Source organism: Chloracidobacterium validum, assembly GCF_018304825.1.
GTDB lineage: Bacteria > Acidobacteriota > Blastocatellia > Chloracidobacteriales > Chloracidobacteriaceae > Chloracidobacterium > Chloracidobacterium validum.
Genome location: NZ_CP072648.1, coordinates 1587288 through 1606544, shown reverse-complemented (window position 1 = coordinate 1606544; position 19257 = coordinate 1587288). Strand labels below are relative to the sequence as shown.

Sequence of the window (19257 nt, the reverse complement as noted above, 5' to 3'; positions counted from 1 at the left end):
GTTGTACGATGCACCGTTGCGCATTTCGGGTTGGGACGGGCTATGACATCCATCGTTTGGTGGAAGGCCGCCCGCTGATTTTGGGTGGCGTGACGATTCCCTATGAACGGGGACTGCTCGGCCACTCCGACGCTGATGCCCTGGCCCATGCGATAACCGACGCGCTGCTTGGGGCGCTGGCGCTAGGCGATATTGGGTCACACTTTCCCGACACCGATCCGCGCTGGGCCAATGCCGATAGTCTGGCGCTTCTGCGCCACGTTGTCACATTGGTTGCTGCGCAGGGCTTTGAAATCGGCAATCTAGACGCTTCAATCATTGCTGAGCGCCCCAAGCTCGGGCCACACATCCCGGCCATGCGGGAGCGACTCGCCACGAACCTGCAACTCGATCCCAGCGCGGTGAGTATCAAGGCAAAAACCAATGAGGGGTTTGACGCCGTTGGTCGGCGGGAAGCGATTGCCGTACAAGCCGTGGTGCTTCTGTGCCAGCGCGCCATCCCAGATCGGATTTGAGGGACTATAAAAGGAATCTCGCCATGTCAGTTACTCGTCACCTGCTCACGCTCGATGAACTCAATCAGCTTCCGCCTTGGGCGGCCGAAATGGGGCGAAAGTATTTTTCCGGTGAGGCAAGCCATTTTCTGCTTCATCACAACGTCTATGACGTGGCGCGGTCAAAACGTGGCTACGTTGGGCTGGTGACGTTTCTTCAACAAGAGATGCTCGGCAACAAGCACATCGTGCTCTACAACCGGAGTGAGGGCATCTCCTTCGGCTCGCAGGAAGCGGAGCGCCAATTCCTGGCGACCTTGCGGGTTGCCAACCCACTGGCCGACGCCAAAACCATGGCAACCTTACCCCGTGACCCGGTGCCGGCGCTTAGTCTCATCGAGCGTTTCCTGTACAGTGGAGACCAAGTTGCTGTCATCATCAACTTTCTTGAAACGCTCGTGCCGGCGGGTGACATGACGCATCTGAGCAGTGACGAACGCAACTTGCTCGTCATGATGCAGCGCTGGCTAACCAGCGCGCGCTTGCTCAACTCCGATAACATCGTCATCTTCCTCACCGAGAGCCTCTCGGATGTCGCGCAGCGGCTACGCGAGAATTCGCGCATCACGGCAATTCAGGTTCCCTATCCAGATTACAACGAGCGCCTCGATTACATTCGCCATGAGCTGGCCGACATTGCCAAGCGGCGCAACGGCCGCTCGGAAAAAGAAGTCGAACAACTCAAGTCCGATTTTCGAGCCAAGGCGGAACGCATTCTCCGGGAAGAAGGCGTCGATCGGCTCAATGAAGAAACGAAGAAGTTCAATGAACAGCTTGAAAAGATGAAGTCTGAGCTGGGAAACAGTGTGCTCGGCTTGAAAATGCAGGTGAGCGACGAGCAGCTTGCCAACCTTACGTCCGGTCTCAATCGCGTGCACATCGCATCTATTCTCAAGGGAGCCACCCTCAACAATGAAGGGCTGACGCTTGATCTCGTTCGCGCCAAGAAAAAATCCATCATCGAGTCAGAATGCGTGGGCTTGATTGAGTTCGTAACGCCAAAATACGGACTTGATCACGTTGGCGGTTTTGAGAAAGCGAAAACCTATCTCCGCAACATTGCCGATGTCATTCGCAACGGCGAAACCGAGGAAGCTCCCATGGGGATTCTGATCTCTGGCCCCGTCGGAACTGGAAAGACATTTTTGGCTGAAGCTTTCGCCAAAGACTGTGGGTTGAATGTCGTTGAGTTCAAAAACTTCCGTGATAAGTGGGTTGGATCATCGGAGTCCAACCTGGAAAAGATTCTCAAACTCATCCAAACATTGGCGCCAATTGTCGTCCTGATTGATGAGGCTGATGCCACGCTTGGCAACCGCGACTCCGGTGGTGACAGTGGCGTGGATAAGCGTATCTTCTCGAAAATTGCCTCTGCCATGGGCGACACCGACAATCGGGGGCGGATTCTGTGGATTCTGATGACATCGCGTCCTGACTTGCTCCCAATTGACCTGAAGCGCCAGGGGCGATGCGAAGAGCATATCTCGCTCTTCTATCCAGAGTCGGAAGCCGACCGGATGGCTATTGTTGAGGCCATGATCAAGAAAAACCGCATTGTGCACCAAGTAACGGACTGGTCGCCGATTGTGCGCAGCGAGATGAAACTGTCCGGCGCGGATATTGAGTCCATGCTCATCCGCTGCCGGCGCATTGCCCGTCAGGCCGGACGAAAAGAAGTCTCCCACGACGATGTGCGTCTGGTGGCGCAAGAGTTCACACCGGCACGGGATGAAGTTGCCATCGAGTATCAAACCCTGGTGGCGGTACGCGAGGCAACCTCGCGCGACATGTTGCCGGAAGCCTTTCGGCATATGTCTCCGGCCGAAATCAGCCAGCGAATCGAGCAACTGCGGCCCATGGTGCGGTGAGCACGGCGAGGCTGCGGTTTCAAGACGCTTTGCGGGTCACAATGTAAATTTCACCGTCGGAAAACTGCTTGTGGGTCACAATGTCGGCCACGCTGCGCAGTTGCTCAAGCAGTTCCAGGCATTCGCCCCGATAGGCATGCTTGAAGCGTACGACATAGGCGCATCCGGGTTCGGGCCAGCTTGCCCGTACGCGAAAAGGTAAGTGCGCGGCACGGGTTTGAGCCAGGAAGTACATTCCCTCTGGATCATTGGTGTAAATCGGAAGCTGCGTGAGTTGTTTGTGGGTCTTGCGAACGTAGGCCAGGGTCTCACTCGTTTGCCAGCGCAGGCTATGGTAGCCTTTTCCATCCTGCCAGACTTCAATGGCAAGCGTTACCGTTGAAACCACTGGATAAGTAAACCAAATCAGCACTCCTGCCGTGACCGCCAACCGCTCTGTCCGTTCAGGTAGTTTGGCACGCAAGTTTGAATAAATCGTTTTAGAAAAAAAATGTATCAAGACGATAGAGAGCGGTATGAAAATCGGGGATAGTAGCCGGTTATCAATTGGGTCGTATGCAATTCGAGTAGAAGATAGAAGTATGAAAGACAAATATACTATGATGAACAAAATCAAATTTGAAACTGCCAATTCTTGAAGACGTAAGGTATGAAAGAGATAGTTAATAAGTAAAACAAAAATGAGTATAATTGCCCCAACAATTAGAATTGGCGTAGTAATGAGATTACCAAGTGGGGCGATGACCCAACTGAAAAAAGCATCGGAAAAAAGCAATAAATTTTCACTGATCCGTATTGAGGACAGCGTCCTGGGTCCAAAGAATGTCCCGGAAACTGCGTAATTTCTAAGGACAAAGATTGACGGAATCGAAACTGAGAGCACAGCAAAATAAAGCAAAACAAAAAAGTTCTTTCCTTTCTTAATGAATAAAATGAACAATATCAAAAGATTGGAAACAATAAGCAAGAAGCCGACGTAACGGGTCAAAAAAGCCAGATTAGCGAACACCAGGCACGAGAAAATATAAACATTTTTATTTTTAGAGATAAGTTTGTGAAATTCTGTGAAGTTACAAAGTAAAAATAAAATAAAAAGTAATTCACTCCACGCGAACAATGAAATCCAAAAAATCGGTATTCCGAAGATTATAGAAAAGCAAATAAAAATTGAAAACTTTAATGAGCCTGTCGCTAGAAAAGTAAGTTTTCCTGATAAAAGAATTACCAGACCAAAAAGCGCAACATTGAGTGCCAGAGCAGACGAAGGGAGCGAAAGATTAGATAGGTAGCCAAGACCAGCGATACATAATGGGTAAAGTGGCGGCTGGACAACGAAAGGGTCTCCCTGGTAGGACACTAACCCATGTCCTTCGACAAGATGCTGTGAAACGGCCAGGTAGCCAACCGAATCTGGCGAAAGCCCAATCCCATGGCGTGTCAGAACAAACCACAGCCAGCCAGCTCCGGCGGCCCCTAAGCTGCCAAAACACCATTCAGGTTGCTGAAAAAGCCTTTGAAATCCTCCCGTCGTCATGGCATGTGACGCGCTTTCCAAGCCTAGCCGCCTGTCGGGTGGCCGCGCTGGTCGGCTCACCTCAAGCACCGAGGGCGACGAGTGCCGTCAGCAGTGAAGGGAAAATCCGCGCGGCGCGGGTGTGTGCGTCAGGCGACGGCGCTTTGAAATCGGGCACCATCACGACCGTAACCCCGGCCGCATGGGCCGCTTGGACGCCCGGATCCGAGTCCTCAAATGCGAGCGCATCCTGCGGCGCGACGCCCAACTTCTCACATGCCATCAGGTAAATGTCGGGCGAAGGTTTCGGGCGCGGCACGTCATCCCCGGTGATGGTAATAGGGAAGTGGCGGTCAAGTCCGGTGCGCGCCAGGCGCTGCGTTGCCGCAGGACGGTGGGTTGATGTGGCCAGGGCCTTGGGCAGTCCGCGCGTTTCAACGGCCCGGATGAGTTCCAGCGCACCTGGTTTGATTGGGATAGTTTCTTCGCTGAAGCAGACGGTCTCGTAGTGTAGAACCGATTCCTGAAACGCTGGCATTGGAACCCTGTCGCCAAAGTGGTCGAGCACGATCCGCAGGGCATCGGCGCGTGAACGCCCGACAAGCTGTCCATAAAAGGCCGGTGTGATAATAAACCCGCAATCGGCCGCCGCCCGCTGCCAGGATTGGCAGTAGATGGTTTCTGTATCTATCAACAAACCGTCCATGTCGAAAATGACGGCCGCGAAATCCGTGAGCTGCATGGTTGGCAAGTAAACACTAGCTCTACTTGCGCTGACAAGCCAGCACTTCCCAGCCGTCAGGCAACCAGTTATTTTCCTGAACTAGCCCTAAGCTTTGATAGCCATTCCACAGTTTGTTTTGCCACCGATATCGTTATGGAGCAATGCCAGCGGATTGCCGTGATTGGAGCCGGTAGCTGGGGGACAGCCCTGGCGCTAGTTGCCGCGGCGCGTTCGGCCTCAAATCACGTCCCGCGCTTGGTGACGTTGTGGGGACACCGCCCGGAACATATTGCCTCACTGGCTGCCGAGCGCGAAAACCGCTTGTATTTGCCCGGCTTTCCTTTTCCTGACAACTTGCGGCCAACGGCTGACTTGGCGGCGGCGCTGGACGGCGCACAGATGGTGCTGTTGGTTGTCCCGTCGCATGTCACCCGCGCGACACTGCTTGCCATGCGCCCTTACGTCACGCCGACAATGGTGTTTGTCAGTGCCACGAAAGGCATCGAGACCGATACGCTCATGCGCATGTCGGAGGTGGCCTTTGATGTCTGGCATGACCGTTTTGAGCCGCGTTATGTCGCGCTTTCGGGTCCAAACTTCGCCTACGAAGTCGCCAAAGGCGATCCCACGGCAACCGTCGTCGCCGCCTTTGCTCCACGGTGGGGAGAATACGTGCAGGGCGAACTCAGTACGCCCAACTTTCGGCTTTACTACAACCAGGACATCACCGGCGTCGAAATTGCTGGCGCCTCAAAAAACGTCATCGCCATTGCGGCCGGTGTCATGGTGGGGTTGGGTTTCGGCCACAACACGGTCGTCACACTCATCACCCGTGGGCTGGCTGAAATTACGCGGCTGGCGGTTGCCCTCGGAGCGCGGGTTGAAACGCTGTCCGGGCTGGCCGGCGTTGGCGACCTTTTTCTGACGGCGACCGGAACGCTTTCGCGCAATCGCTACGTTGGCGTCGAACTCGGCAAGGGACGCCAGCTCGATGACATTCTGGCCGGCATGACCAACGTTGCCGAAGGGGTCAAGACCACCAAGGCGATCCATGCCCTGGCTCAGAAACACCAGGTGGATATGCCCATGACGCGCGGCATGTACCAGGTGCTTTACGAGGGACGCCGCGTCCGTGACGCCATGGCCGAAGTCATGGGACGCCCCCTGCGGCGGGAGTACTAAGCCACGGCCAACCGAATTTCATTTTGGCTGCCCACTCGCAGGCTTGGCCGCCTGGCCGAAGTAGTGTACTGTATCGAAACTCACGTTCCCCCCCTGTCTCACACTACCACGACAACCATATTCTCACGCTTGGCTGGACTCGCTAGCGGGTTGACGGACCTGACCGTTTGACGCACTGGCGTGGTTACGGATGGAGCGTTGAAAAAAGCTCTGAAAATAGAGCAAGGAGGTTCACATGCTGCCTAGCAAAATGAAAGCTGCCGTTGTTCATGAGTTTGGGAAGCCGCTTGCCATTGAGGAAATGGATGTGCCGCGCCCGGGTCCAGGGCAAATTCTCGTCAAGGTCATGGCCAGTGGCGTCTGTCATACCGACCTGCATGCCGCAGATGGCGACTGGCCCGTTAAACCAAAGCTACCGCTTGTGCCGGGCCACGAAGGCGCTGGTTACGTCGCGGCGGTCGGAGAGGGCGTCACGGCCATCAAGGAAGGTGACCGCGTCGGGATTCCCTGGCTGCACGATGCCTGCGGGCTATGCGAGCATTGCCTGACCGGTTGGGAAACCCTCTGCCATCACCAGCACAACACCGGATATTCAGTTGATGGCGGTTTTGCCGAATATGTTCTGGCGCCGGCGGCCTACGCCGGGCACATTCCCGAAGGACTGGATTTTGTCACGGCCGCGCCAGTGCTATGCGCCGGCGTGACGACCTACAAAGCCATCAAGGAAACCCAGGCGCGTCCGGGTGAATGGTTGGTCGTGGTCGGCATTGGTGGACTTGGTCACATGGCTGTTCAGTATGCCAAAGCCATGGGCCTGCACGTGGGCGCGGTGGATATTGCACCTGAAAAGCTCGAGCTTGCCCGGCAGCTCGGCGCGGATGTTACGGTCAATGCCAAGGAAGAAGACCCGGTGGCGTCCATCCAGCGTCAGACCGGCGGGGCGCATGGAGTCGTGGTCGCGGCCGTATCGGCTTCAATCTTTCGGCAGGCAATTGCGATGCTGCGGCGCGGAGGGACGTGTTCCATGGTTGGCCTGCCACCAGGCGACTTTCCGCTTCCCATTTTTGATGTCGTTTTGAACCGCCTGACCGTCCGTGGCTCGATTGTCGGAACCCGCAAGGATTTGCAGGAAAGCCTGGCCTTTGCTGCCGAAGGCAAGGTCAAGCCAAATGTTGAACTCCAGCCCATTGAAGAGGTCAACGCGGTGTTTGAGCGCATGAAGCACGGCCAAATCAACGGGCGCGTTGTCCTCAACATCGGTCTCAACGGCGCAGCGCACAGCTAGCCCTTGCAAGGTCTGGGTTCAGGGAAGTGCCGTCCGCGCGACTTGAAGCTGGGGCGCTGCGCCACGCGCTCCAGCTTCTTCCTGTAAAATCCACTCCGGCACATCGCGGAACTGAAGCTTGTAGAGTTTCTTGTACATGCCTTCCCGCGCCAGCAAATCCTGGTGCGTTCCCTCCTCGATGATGCGTCCGTGCGCCATGACCACGATGCGCGTCGCCCGTTGAACGGTCGAAAGCCGATGCGCAATGACGAAGGTCGTGCGCCCTTCCATCAAAACGTCGAGCGCTTCCTGGACGTAACGCTCCGATTCGGAGTCGAGCGAACTCGTCGCTTCATCCAGAATCAGAATTCGTGGGTTTTTGAGCAAGGCCCGCGCAATGGCGATTCGCTGCCGTTGTCCGCCGGAGAGTTTGACGCCGCGTTCGCCCACGATGGTTTGGTAGCCCTGCGGAAAGCCCGTGATGAAGGCGTGAGCATGGGCTGCCTGCGCCGCGCGTTCAACCTCGTCGGGGGTCGCATCGAGCTTGCCATAGGCAATGTTGTCATAGACGGTGCCACTAAAGAGCGTGGTTTCCTGCGGAACGATGCCGATGTTGGAACGCAAATCGGCCAGCTTCCAAGCGCGAACATCCCTTCCATCCACGCAAATGGCGCCCGACGTGACATCATAAAAACGCGGCAACAGCGAGATGAGCGTTGACTTTCCGGCCCCGCTCGGTCCGACCAACGCAATCACCTCCCCAGGCCGGGCCGTGATCGTGATGCCGTCCAGCGCCGGTTCAGTCCGTCCCGGATAGGTAAAGTGAACGTCTTTGACTTCGACGAGTCCACTGACCGGCTGCGCCGGCTGTGCGTCCTGCCGGTCGCAAATGGCAGGCTTCGTTTCAAAGAGTTCGACGACGCGCCGTGACGCGCCAATGGTTTGGTTGAACTCTCCGTAATACTCGGCCAGCGTGCCCAGCGCGCCGCCGACCCACGCCGCGTAGAACAAAAACTGAATGAGCTGTTCTGCCGTCAGCTTGCCCGCGAGAACCTGGTTCCCGCTGTACCACAGCAAGCCGACAAAGCCTCCAAAGAGGACGAAAACAATGGCAGCGTTGAAGAGTCCCCGCGCCAGCGCGCGACCCAGCGCTTCCCGCAGCGAGCGGGTGATATGCGTTTCGTAGCGATTCACTTCGTAGGGTTCGCGGGCAAAGGACTGCACTGTGCGAATACCGGCAATGGTTTCTTCCAAAATGGCCGTTGCCTCGGCCAGGGCGTCCTGGACGCGCGTGCTGCGCCGGCGGATGTTTCGCCCAAAAAACGCAAAGCTCACGACCAGCACCGGAATGAGCGCCAGCAACAGGCAGGCCAGCCGCCAGTCAATCCAAAAGAGAAACGCCGTTCCGCCGGTGAAGACGATGACCTGCCGCATGGCTTCGGCCAGGCTCAACGTGACACTGTTTTGAATGGCTGTGACATCCGATGCGATGCGCGAGGTGAGTTCACCCGTGCGCCGATTCGCAAAAAAAGTTACATCCAGTGAAAGCAAATGTCGGTAAAGGTCGCGGCGCACATCAGCCACGAGCTTTTCACCAACATAGTTGAGCAAGTAGGTTCGCCCAAAACTCAGAACCGATTGAACTACCAAAATGCCCGTCAAGAGCGCCAGCACGGGGTCAAGGGGCGAAAGCTGGTAGCCGGGAAAGAGCCGATTCAAAAGACCGGAAACAACTGCCAGCAGCGGCGCAAGGGCGGATGGCTTGTCTGGCGAGAAAATTGAGCCAAAGAGCGTCCCGACGAAAAGCGGGTAAATCAGCGCCAAACTTCCCGCGCCAACCAGGCAGAAAAAAGCCAGGGCAAAGTAAGGAACATACGGCGCGCCATACTTGGCCATCAGGCGGGCCGTGTCTTTGGCTGCGGCTTTCTTGTCAAACTTTTCCCTTCGCTCATCACGAGCGAGCAGCGGCGACGTTGAACTAGCTTGTGCGTTGGACATGTCGGGGAACGGCTTCGTCGAACAGCTTCAGGATTCAGGAGGAAGTAGCGAGGCCGTCGGGGGCGGCGTGCTCGTTGTCGTAGCCGTCTCGGTCACGGCCGGCGACGATATGGTTTTCCGTCGGCGGAGCATCCACGCACCAGCCACAAAGGCCGCGCAGCCCAGTGCAATGAACTGCGAGGTTGATAACGGCCCAACGGCGCCGCGTGGGTCGTCGCGCCAGATTTCGATGACAAACCGAATGACGGCATAGCCAAACAAATAAGCCAGGATGACCTGGCCGCGAAAGTGGCGGCGGTGAAAAAGCCACCCCAGCCCCAGGCACAGGGCCAGCGTGGCGGCGCTCTCGTAAAGTTGTGTCGGGTGAAGCGCCACGTCGTAGGGAACGCCAGTCAACTCATGGCCGCGCTCAGAAAAACGAACCCCGCACCAGGCAGTGGTTGGGCGACCCCAGCAGCATCCAGCGGCAAAGCATCCCAGGCGGCCGAAAAACTGTCCGAGCGCAATGCCCGGCGCGCACGCATCGGCAACCCGCCACCAGTCGAGGCGGTGCCGGCGGGTGAGCAGGATGCTGGCAAGCAGAGCCGCCAACAAGCCGCCGTAAAAGACACCCCCGGAGCGCAAGACATCGAGCGAGAATATCGCCCGCCAGTCATGGCGGAAGTTGTGCCACTCGACAATGACGAGGAGCAGGCGCGACCCAAGCAGCGAGGCAATCAGGGAGTAGAGAACGATGTCGAGCACCGTGCCACGCGGCAAGCCGTCCTGGACGCTAAACCGGCCAGCCAACCACATGCCACTCAGAAAACCAATGGCGAGCAAAACGCCATAGGTATTGACGATGAAACCCGTGCCGGGGATTTCAAACAGTTCAGGAAACATGCTTTGTCCTCGCCACCGGCGATTATCCTGGAAAGTTACCTGAACGCCAACGTCTGACTGCGGTTTATGCCGGAACGGCCAGTCCGGCGCGTGGCGCGTCCGCTCGGCTTGTCGTTTTCGAGCGGCTTCGTCAAGCTACCGAACCAGCGCGCAAGACACCTGCCACGCGAGAAGTTTTCATGCCGGCTCTGTTCCCGTCTTTTGCCAAAGTCAACCTGTCCCTTGAAGTCATCGGGCGGCGCTCCGACGGCTATCACGAGCTACGGACGGTTTTTCAAACCATCGAGCTACATGACCTGTTGGAAATCGAAGTCACGGCGGACCCTTCGATTGCGCTCACCTGCGACGATCCGACGCTGACCTGTGATGACCAAAATCTGGTGGTGCGCGCGGCGCGGTTGTTGCAATCCACTGCCGGCGTTACCCACGGGGCGCGTATCCACCTTCAAAAACGTATTCCCATGCAAGCCGGACTCGGCGGTGGCAGCAGCAACGCCGCCGTCACGCTCCTGGCCTTGGAGCAGCTCTGGGGGGCTGCGCTGTCGGTAGCCACCCGCCAGCGCCTGGCCGCGCAGCTTGGGGCTGACGTGCCATTCTTTCTGGTTGGCGGGACGGCCCTTGGGCTGGGGCGCGGCGACCGCATCACGCCGCTCCCAGACGCCAATCTTCCCACCATCGTCGTCGTGAACCCCAAGGTGGCGATACCAACCGGCCCGGTCTTCCGCGGCTTACAAGCAGAGTTGACAGATGAGCTAACTATCCATACACTGACCGCTTGCTCGCCAGACAACATCAATTGGTTGGCGGCAGGCAATGACCTCGAAGCGGTCGTCTTTCGCGCTTTTCCACTGGTTCGGGAAGTGCGCGACCGGCTCCGTGCGCTGGGTGCGCATCTGGCGCGGATGTCAGGCAGCGGTAGCACGGTTTTTGGTCTCTTCGAGGATGCGGCGGCTGGTGAAGCCGCGCGGCAGATTTGCTTGGAGGCTGGGTGGCTCGCTTGGACTTCGCCCGCGCTTGGTCGAGAAACGTATGCTCGACGGATTGGGGTGACTGGAAGCTATCCACCTTCGTAATTTCGTTGGCAGATCGTCCAATGGTAGGACAAGCGCCTTTGGAGCGCTGAATCAAGGTTCGAGTCCTTGTCTGCCAGCCAGTCTTTGCGACGCATCACGTGCGACGTTTGGCTCCGTGGTGAGCGAAGCGTCGCACGTGTTCGTCAGTGGGGGATGAGGTTAACTAGTCATGAGTGGGATGCGCGTGTTCTGCGGCAACGCCAATCGTCCCCTGGCGGAAGAAATTTGTCGCTACCTTGGCATTCAAATTGGCGATGCCAACACGACGCGCTTCAGTGACGGCGAGTTCAATTATCAGATTAATGAAAACGTCCGTGGGGCGGATGTCTTCATTGTTCAGCCGACCTGTCCGCCGGTAGATAGCCACGTTGTCGAACTACTGATCATGCTCGATGCCTTTCGGCGTTCCTCGGCTGAACGCATCACGGCCGTCATTCCATACTTTGGCTACGCCCGCAAGGACCGGAAAGACCGCCCGCGAGTGCCCATTTCGGCCAAAGTGATGGCGAATATCATCACCACCGCCGGGGCAACGCGAGTGTTGACCATGGACCTGCACGCTGGGCAGATTCAGGGGTTTTTTGATATTCCGGTGGATCACCTCTACGCCGCTCCGGTGCTGCTCGATTACTTCGCCAAGAAAATGCTGGATAACCTAGTTGTCGTCGCGCCTGACGCCGGCGGCGTCGAACGCGCGCGGGCCTATGCCAAGCGCCTGGATGCTGATCTCGCCCTGGCTGACAAGCGCCGCGACAAAGAGCAGGCCAACACGGTTGAGGTGATGAACATCGTCGGGAACGTCAAGGGCCGGCCGGCCCTCATCGTGGACGATATGGTGGATACGGCTGGGTCGTTGACACAGGTGGCGCAGGCGATTGCCGATCAGGGCGCAACGTCCGTTTACGCCTGTTGTACCCATGCGGTGCTTTCTGGTCCGGCGCTCGAACGCATCGCACAGTCGCCGATTGAGGAACTCGTTGTCACCAACACCATTCCGCATCCCAACCTGCCGCTGGCCAAGATTCGGGTCTTGAGCGTGGCCGGGCTGCTTGCGGAAGCCATTCGTTCGATTCACACGGCAACGTCGGTCAGTCGTCTTTTTGTATGAAACGTTTTTCGTAAGAAACGTTTGACCATTGGAAGCAGAGAGGAAAGGGAATCGGTACGTCGTCATGATTGCTGAGACAGTTATTGAAGTGCAGCCGCGTCAGAAGCTTGGTTCAAATGAAGCGCGCCGCAATCGGCGGGCAGGTTCGATCCCGGTCAACGTGTATGGTCGCAAGCAGCCATCATTCAACGGCTTGGTGGATCGCAAAGCCTTTGCTGCCTTTGTGCGCACCGGCATCAGCCGGGCGACAGTGTTCAACATCAATCTGCCAGAGGAAGGTCTCGTTCCGGTGATCATTCGGGAAGTCCAAACCCACCCGGTTCGGGGGTCTATTGAACATCTTGATTTCTTCCGGGTGGCACTGGATGAACCGGTCAAGACGCCGGTGCCGCTTCGGTTGCAGGGTGAGCCGTTGGGTGTTCGGCAAGGTGCGGTGCTGCAACGCGGGGTGCGCACGCTGACCATCAAGTGCTTGACTTCCCGATTGCCCAAGGAAATTGTGGTTGATATTGCCGACTTGAAGATTGGTGGCCGGATTTATGCCCGTGATATTCCGCTTCCAGACGGCGCGCAGCTTTTGTCTCCCGCGACACAGCTTGTGGCGTCGTTGGTCGGGACGCGCGCTTCGGCGGAAGCGACGGCGGCCGCGGCCAGTGAAGCTCCGAAGAAAGGCAAGAAGTAGCTTGTCTGTGAAGTGCGTGGTGGGACTCGGCAATCCGGGCGCGCCCTATGCGCTGACGCGCCACAACATCGGCTTCTTGGTGGTAGATACCCTGGCCGAGCGCGCCGGCAAGCCGGTTAAGCTGCTTGAGTGTGAAGCGTTGACAGGGCGTATGACCGTCGGGCCTGAGTCGGTTTTGCTCGTCAAGCCCCAGACCTTCATGAACGCTTCCGGTCAAGCCGTTGCGCCGTTGTGCGCCAAGTATGGCGTCAACCCACAGCAGGATTTACTTGCCATCGTGGACGATGTGGCGCTGCCGTTTGGTCGTTTGCGCTTGCGCGGCAAGGGCAGCGCCGGTGGACACAATGGTTTGAAGTCGCTGGCGGCAAAGCTCAAAACCGAGAACTATGCCCGCCTGCGGATTGGCATCGGGCCGGAGCATCCGGTTCGCAACTTGGCAGATTTCGTGCTTGGCAATTTTTCGGCGGCGGAGCGCGCCGCCTTGCCTGAACTAACGACCCGCGCTGCTGACGCCGTTGAGGCCTGGGTTCAGCAGGGCATCGAGCCAGCCATGGCGCGGTTTAATGCCTGAACGTTACCGGCGTCTTGGCGCGCCGACCATTCCTTGCTTCCGTCACTGGAGCGGAGGCGTCAGTCGTGAGGCTGAGTCCGAAAGGAGTTACGAGTGAATACGAAGCTTGATCGTTTGTATGAAGTCATGTTTGTGCTTGACCCTGATCTGGCAGAGGAAGAAACCGACAAGATTGTCGAGGCGCTTTCCGGCCAGATCAGCGGACAGGGCGGTGTGGTCAATAAGGTAGAAAAGATCGGTCGTCAGCGGCTGGCTTACATGATTCGTAAGGGAAGCCGTAAGTTTTACGAAGGCTTTTACGTGCTGCTCCATGTCAACGGCACGGGGCGCGAAATTGCTGAAACGGAACGGCGGCTGCGCGTGCTCGATCCGGTCATTCGCTTTTTGACCGTACGGGTGGATGAAGACCTCAAGCGCGCCCAGAAAATCAAGGCACGGCGTGATAGCCGCCTGCAAGCGCGGGCGGCACGGCGCGCATCGGAAAGCAACGGCGCTGAACCAGAAGGCGAAGAGTAGCCGCTCCAAACGAAAGGCAGGGTGACAACCGATGGCGATAATGGAACTACTACTGAAGGAAGATGTCGAGCACCTCGGCGTCCGGGGCGACATCGTGAAAGTCCGGGCTGGCTATGGGCGCAACTATTTGATTCCCAAGGGGCTGGCACTGATGGCCACCCGCGCCAACGTCAAGCTCATCGAGCGGGAGCGGCAACGGCTGGTCAAGCTGGCCGAGGCGGAGTTGGCTGCGGCCCAGTCGCTTGGTGAAAAGCTGAACGCCACGACGCTGACCTTCCAGCGCAAGGCCGGTGAAAACGGGACGCTCTATGGTTCGGTCACATCCATGGACATTGCCGAGGCGCTGGCGGCCCAGCAGCTTGAGATTGATCGCCGGCGGATCGTCCTGAAGGAAGCCATCAAAGCCCTTGGCGACTATGAAGTGACGGTCAAACTGCACCGTGATGTCGCCGCGACGATCAAGGTGAGTGTGGTGTCTGATGCGCCAAAGCCGACGACCCCGGATGAGCATCCACCAGCCGGTGAGTCGGTTGCGTCATAGCGCCAAGCCAGCCAAGCCCATGAACCAGCCAAGCCCATGAAAGCGACCGTGCATGTGACGCTCAAGCCAGGGGTTTTGGACCCACAGGGCCAAACCATTCAGCAGGCGAGTGAGGCTATTGGCTTCACTCGCATTGCGGAGGTGCGCCAGGGGAAGTTCTTTGAGGTAGAACTGTCCGACGGCGATGATCCGGCCGCGGCGCGTGCCGAGTTGGAGCGCTTTGCGCGTGAGGTGCTGTCTAATCCGGTGATCGAGGACTACCGCATCGAATTCCTGAGTGCCTAGAGCAGAAAGGTGCGCCGGACCAAATCGAGTGCGACCTGCGAAGCGAGGTGACGAATGCGGTCGCGGTCGCCCGGTAGAATGAACTTCCGGTGCGTGACGACGAAGTCACCGGCGATGCCGACATAGACCAGTCCGACCGGCTTTTCGTCGGTTCCGCCGTCGGGACCGGCAATACCGGTGATGCCAACGCCAATGGTCGTGCCGGCGCGCGCTTTCACACCAGCGGCCATGGCTTCCGCGACTTCGGCGCTCACCGCGCCGTGCTCGCTGATCAGTTCTGCCGGAACATCCAGAAGGCGGGTTTTAGCGGCATTGGAGTACGCCACCACGCCTTCAAGAAAGTACTGCGAGCTGCCCGGCACATCGGTGAGGCGTTTGGCGACGAGTCCGCCGGTGCAGCTTTCGGCCGTGGCGATGGTGTAGCCTTTGACCGTCAGCCGCAGTCCAACAATTTGCTCCAGTGTTTCCCCACGGTGGGAAAACACATTTGCACCCAGCACGTCCTCAACTTGTCCGACCAGCTCATCCAGCAGGGTGTCGGCTTCATCATCGGAGGGCGCTTTGGCTGTGAAGTGCAGTTCGACCTCGGTGTTGTTGAACAGAATGGTCGTCGTCGGGTTGGTGTAGCGGGTGTAAATCGGCGCAATCAGGCTATCCACCTGTGATTCGCCCATGCCGGCCACCCGCAGCGTACGGGTGCGCAAGCGGACATGACCGGCCAGTGGCTCCAGGTGAAGACGGACCTGCTGTGTAAACATCGGCCGCATCTCACGGGGCGGGCCGGGCAGGACGATCAACTGCCGGTCGCCTTCCCGCAGGATGAGACCCGGCGCCGTCCCATAGTCGTTGCTCAAGGGCGTCGCATCGCGTGGCACCAGGGCCTGGCGCTCGTTGTTCGGCGACATGGGCAGGCCACGGATTTCAAACTGATGTCGAATGCGGTCGAGAATATCAGGTTGCAGCACCAACGGGCGTTGCATGACGCGGGCGACGACCTTGCGGGTGATGTCGTCCTCGGTTGGCCCGAGTCCGCCGGTCGTGATCACGATTGGCGAGTTACGCAGCGCGTCCCGAAGCGTTTCCTCCAGGAAGGGTTCGTCGTCGCCAACAACCGTTTTGCGGCGAACCGCAATGCCAAGTGCATTGAGTTCGGCGGTCAGCCATAACGAGTTGGTATCACTCCGGAACGGGGTCAGGAGTTCCGAGCCAATGGCGATGATTTCAGCGTGGGGCATGGGCGCACCGGTGCATAGGGCGTTGCCGAGCAGGATAGTTCCGATAAGGTATGTTAGGTCAGATCGGGGCGTGGCACGAAGCCATCTTCGCCGGGCGGAAACCGCGTTTCCTGACAGTCAAGTTCAGCCAGGAAGCGCAGGCGTTGGGTGGGTTGGGGGAGGCTGCCGGTGTCTGGCGCACTGCGCTGGGCCGCCCAGGAGAGCGAAAGTTGGCGCTCGGCGCGCGTCACGGCCACGTAGAGCAACCGCCGTTCTTCTTCAAGTTGCTTGGCTTCCTTGTCGGAGCTGGGTTTGGAAGGCGCGCCGTTGAACTCATTTGGTCGTTGTGGCTCTTCAAGCGCCGGCAACCACACGTAAGCAAACTCCAGGCCCTTGGCGGCATGGATGGTCATCAGGGTGACAGCGTCACAGTCGCGCCAAGTATCGGCCGCCGTGAACAGGCGCGTGAAGTCCAGGAGTCCGGTCATGCCCTCCCGAACTGGCAGGTCGTCGTAGCGTTTGGCAAGCGCGGCCAGCGTCATGGCCGGACGGCTCAGGGGGGTGCCGGCTGCCGCGCCGACCCGGCGTCGCCACACCGCTAAGGCGTGGCTTCCTGCCGGATCATCCGCCAGCCACCGCATGAGGTCTCCTCCGCCGGAGGTCTTCCACATTGCCGCGCCGGACTGAAACAGGTCCGACGCTTCAGCCTGGGCTTCGTCCATTTCCAGCAGCATGGCCAGCGCCAGGATGCCCAGTGTGTCCGTGCCAAGGGTTGCGCTCCGGCGCTCGTTGTAATCCGCTTGCAGGCGTTCAAACACACCGGCCAGCGTTTTGACATCATCTAGGGCGCGGTGTGCGGTTCCGGTGTCAATGCCGTGCAGGGCGGCGAGGTCTTCCAGGCGAAAACGCTTGACGGTTGGGTGGCCGGCGTAAAGCTGACGCGCGAACAACAGCGTGTCGAACAGTGGATTGTCGAGGGTATGCCCTACCTCCCGCAAGCGGCGTTTGAGGATCGGGAAATCAAACGCCAGCCCATTGTGCGCCACCAGTAGGTCATTTCCGATCAGGTTGCGGAAGTCGGCGGCCACCTCGGCGAAGGTTGGCGCGCCGGCCACATCCTCCGGCGTAATGTGGTGTGTCGCTTGCGCGCCTGGCGAAATCGGCTCCAGGGTTGGATGGACCAGCGTGCTGTAAGACGCATCCGTGAGGTTGCCGTCCCGGACGCGCACCGCTGCCAGTTCGACGATGTCGCAGCGTTTGGGGTCTTTGTCGGTTGTTTCCAAATCGACGACGGTGTAATCCCGAAACAACGGACGCAGGGTGTGGGCAAGGTAGGCGCGCGCTAGCTTCCAGAGGACAACGAAGCCGCTTGGTTGCCCACCCCGCTCACTGACCGGCAGCGTGTCGGTCGCGATTCGCAGGTGCGCGCGCGCCGGTTGGGCGAGAGGACCGAGCTGGTTGCCCAAGGTAATGACCGCGGTAAACTTCCAGCGCGCTAGGGCGGCCTGCATCGCGGTCGCATCCAAAGCCAACAAAACCGTTTTCTCTTTTGGGAGCGCATCGCCAAGCGCGCTCCGGGGCAGAATTTGAAAGCCCGCTTGCCCGGCGAGGGTGTAGGTCAGCAGGTAGGTCGCGGTCTTCTCATGGAGCGGGGCGGACGCGGCAACCACCAGCGCGCCGCCGACTTCCGAGAGCCGCGCCAACCAGTTGACGCCCTTGTGGAGGTCATCGGCTGGTGGCGTCAGCGCCGGTGGTTGCGCCGCGTCAGGCTCAAAAAACGCGCCTACCGCGGCAATCCACGCCGAGAGACAGGGGGCGCTGTCAAGGTAGGTTTTCCCCAGGCTCAACAGGCTCACGACGCGCCCGGCTGCCCGGCGCAGTCCGGCGTCCTCGTCGCCGAGCGCGACCCAGAGCGCATGCCGGAGGGGTTGCTTCGCGGTCTTCAGCGGTTGACAGCGCTGTTCAAAGGTGCGGCGAGTCGCGTCATCGGTCAGGACGCCGATCAGTTCGGCCACGGCCAGGTCGTCGTCAGGATTGAGCGTTGCCCGCATCAACAAGAGAAAGCGCTTGACTTCCGGCGCTTCATACACGCTAACCCTTCGGACAACTTGGCACGGAATGCCCATCGGCAGCAGTGCTGCTTCCAGGGCTTCGCCGGTTTTGTGATAGCGATAAAGGACGGCCATCTCCGAAAAGGGAACACCGAGGTAGTGCGCGTGGCGAATCTCGGCCGCAATGCCGCGAATTTCCTCTGCCGCATTGACGTAGCTGCACAATCGCACCGCTTCGCCTGGGGGATGGTGGGCGCGGGGTGTTTTGTCAAACAGCCGCGGCGACTGCCGCATGAGCCGGTTTGCGGCCGCGACGATGTTGCCGGAACAGCGGTAGTTGGTTTCAAGCCGGAATACCGCCGCGTCCTGGCCGCCGAGAAACTCGGTGAAGAACTGGTGAATGTTTTCGGGATGCGCGCCGCGCCAGGCAAAAATGGATTGGTCGTCATCCGCAACCGCAAAGACCGGAATGACGTTGTGGCGAGCCTTCGTCGGTGGGTCAAGGTCAAGCGCCAGCCGCTTGAGAATGGCGTATTGCGCCCGGTCGGTGTCCTGGAATTCATCCACCAGGATCATCTGGAGTCGCTGGCGGACGACCGCCAACACGTCCGCGTCATCGAGCAGCCGTTCCGTCAGCAACAGAATGTCGTCAAAGTCAATGAGGGCGTTCCGGCGCAGATAATCCTCATACTCGGCAAAGAGCGGATTGTCCTGGCGCAGGGCCGCGTACTGCTCCCGCGCAAATGTCGGTCGGCGTCGGTCGCCAACGCGACATTGGGAAAAGTGACCCAGGATGGTGCGCGCATTGGAAGGTTGTATCCCGGGTTTGAGCCGCAGCAGGGCCTCCACCTGGGTCTTTTCATCAGCCACGCCAAAATGCTTGGGAAGCCCGACCTTGTCCGGGTACTGGCGCAGCAGTTGGATGCAAAAGCCGTGAAAGGTGCCAACGGTGAGGTGTCCGGCCGTATCAGGCAGGAACCGGCGCAACCGGTCACGCATTTCTTCGGTCGCCTTGTTCGTGTAGGTGACGGCCAGGATCGCCGCCGGCGGGACGTTCAGCGCGCTGACGGCATAGACGGCGCGGTGGGCAAGCGTCCGGGTTTTTCCCGTGCCGGGGCCGGCCAGAACCAGGCAGGACTGAAGGGGCGCTTCGACGGCGCAGCGCTGTTCTGGGCTAAGTTGGGTATCCATGGTGGCCGTCATCGAGTCGTGGGTTGGTAACGAGTAGCTT

Annotated in this window: 17 protein-coding genes and 1 tRNA gene; 12 read left to right on the top strand and 6 right to left on the bottom strand. The window is 58.8% G+C overall.

What is annotated here, in order from left to right; all coding sequences use genetic code 11:
* Window positions 1-8 precede the first annotated feature (8 nt).
* Window positions 9-515 carry a 2-C-methyl-D-erythritol 2,4-cyclodiphosphate synthase gene (gene ispF / locus J8C06_RS06625; RefSeq protein ID WP_211427934.1) on the top strand — a complete coding sequence of 169 codons (507 nt, stop codon included), beginning with the start codon at window positions 9-11 and terminating at the stop codon, window positions 513-515.
* A 23-nt stretch (window positions 516-538) separates the two neighbouring features.
* A complete protein-coding gene (locus J8C06_RS06620; RefSeq protein WP_211427933.1) occupies window positions 539-2422 on the top strand; it encodes an ATP-binding protein in 1884 nt (627 codons plus the stop codon).
* A 19-nt stretch (window positions 2423-2441) separates the two neighbouring features.
* On the opposite strand, the gene J8C06_RS06615 is transcribed toward J8C06_RS06620, so the two are convergent.
* Window positions 2442-3956, bottom strand: coding sequence for a hypothetical protein (locus J8C06_RS06615; RefSeq protein WP_211427932.1), 1515 nt, complete (start codon window positions 3954-3956; stop codon window positions 2442-2444).
* A 61-nt stretch (window positions 3957-4017) separates the two neighbouring features.
* A complete protein-coding gene (locus J8C06_RS06610) occupies window positions 4018-4677 on the bottom strand; it encodes an HAD family hydrolase (protein ID WP_211427931.1) in 660 nt (219 codons plus the stop codon).
* Between the two features lie 135 nt (window positions 4678-4812).
* Between J8C06_RS06610 and J8C06_RS06605 the strand changes: the two genes are divergently transcribed.
* A complete protein-coding gene (locus J8C06_RS06605) occupies window positions 4813-5841 on the top strand; it encodes an NAD(P)H-dependent glycerol-3-phosphate dehydrogenase (protein ID WP_211427930.1) in 1029 nt (342 codons plus the stop codon).
* Window positions 5842-6076: 235 nt separating this feature from the next.
* Window positions 6077-7126 (top strand): alcohol dehydrogenase AdhP, encoded by a 1050-nt coding sequence (gene adhP, locus J8C06_RS06600; protein WP_211427929.1) that lies wholly within the window; start codon window positions 6077-6079, stop codon window positions 7124-7126.
* Window positions 7127-7144: 18 nt separating this feature from the next.
* Here adhP and J8C06_RS06595 read toward each other — a convergent pair whose 3' ends face one another.
* Both J8C06_RS06595 and J8C06_RS06590 read right to left on the bottom strand, forming a co-directional pair.
* Entirely contained in the window at window positions 7145-9103 is a 1959-nt protein-coding gene (locus J8C06_RS06595; RefSeq protein WP_246601995.1) for an ABC transporter ATP-binding protein, read from the bottom strand.
* Window positions 9104-9130: 27 nt separating this feature from the next.
* Entirely contained in the window at window positions 9131-9985 is an 855-nt protein-coding gene (locus J8C06_RS06590) for a prolipoprotein diacylglyceryl transferase (protein WP_211427928.1), read from the bottom strand.
* A 179-nt stretch (window positions 9986-10164) separates the two neighbouring features.
* On the opposite strand from J8C06_RS06590, the gene ispE reads away from it, so the two are divergent.
* The 8 genes from ispE to purS all read left to right on the top strand — a co-directional run bounded on the left by ispE (window position 10165) and on the right by purS (window position 14761).
* Window positions 10165-11058 (top strand): 4-(cytidine 5'-diphospho)-2-C-methyl-D-erythritol kinase, encoded by an 894-nt coding sequence (ispE, locus tag J8C06_RS06585; RefSeq protein ID WP_211427927.1) that lies wholly within the window; start codon window positions 10165-10167, stop codon window positions 11056-11058.
* A 6-nt stretch (window positions 11059-11064) separates the two neighbouring features.
* Window positions 11065-11138, top strand: a tRNA-Gln gene (locus J8C06_RS06580).
* Window positions 11139-11236: 98 nt separating this feature from the next.
* Entirely contained in the window at window positions 11237-12166 is a 930-nt protein-coding gene (locus tag J8C06_RS06575; RefSeq protein ID WP_281423853.1) for a ribose-phosphate diphosphokinase, read from the top strand.
* Between the two features lie 64 nt (window positions 12167-12230).
* Window positions 12231-12848 carry a 50S ribosomal protein L25 gene (locus J8C06_RS06570; protein WP_211427925.1) on the top strand — a complete coding sequence of 206 codons (618 nt, stop codon included), beginning with the start codon at window positions 12231-12233 and terminating at the stop codon, window positions 12846-12848.
* Window positions 12849-12855: 7 nt separating this feature from the next.
* Window positions 12856-13419 (top strand): aminoacyl-tRNA hydrolase, encoded by a 564-nt coding sequence (pth, locus tag J8C06_RS06565; RefSeq protein ID WP_211429850.1) that lies wholly within the window; start codon window positions 12856-12858, stop codon window positions 13417-13419.
* 93 nt (window positions 13420-13512) lie between these two features.
* Window positions 13513-13935: a 30S ribosomal protein S6 gene (rpsF, locus tag J8C06_RS06560; protein ID WP_211427924.1), complete on the top strand. Its 423-nt coding sequence runs from the start codon at window positions 13513-13515 to the stop codon at window positions 13933-13935.
* A gap of 40 nt (window positions 13936-13975) precedes the next feature.
* Window positions 13976-14476, top strand: coding sequence for a 50S ribosomal protein L9 (gene rplI, locus J8C06_RS06555; RefSeq protein WP_211427923.1), 501 nt, complete (start codon window positions 13976-13978; stop codon window positions 14474-14476).
* Window positions 14477-14512: 36 nt separating this feature from the next.
* Window positions 14513-14761, top strand: coding sequence for a phosphoribosylformylglycinamidine synthase subunit PurS (gene purS / locus J8C06_RS06550; protein WP_211427922.1), 249 nt, complete (start codon window positions 14513-14515; stop codon window positions 14759-14761).
* On the opposite strand, the gene J8C06_RS06545 is transcribed toward purS, so the two are convergent.
* Together J8C06_RS06545 and J8C06_RS06540 are read right to left on the bottom strand one after the other, a co-directional pair.
* Complete coding sequence (locus tag J8C06_RS06545) at window positions 14758-15996, bottom strand: competence/damage-inducible protein A (protein ID WP_211427921.1); 1239 nt, start codon at window positions 15994-15996, stop codon at window positions 14758-14760. The two genes, purS and J8C06_RS06545, sit on opposite strands and share 4 nt — an antisense overlap.
* 53 nt (window positions 15997-16049) lie before the next feature.
* Window positions 16050-19217, bottom strand: a complete 3168-nt coding sequence (locus tag J8C06_RS06540) for a UvrD-helicase domain-containing protein (RefSeq protein WP_211427920.1) — start codon at window positions 19215-19217, stop codon at window positions 16050-16052.
* Between the last annotated feature and the right edge of the window lie 40 nt (window positions 19218-19257).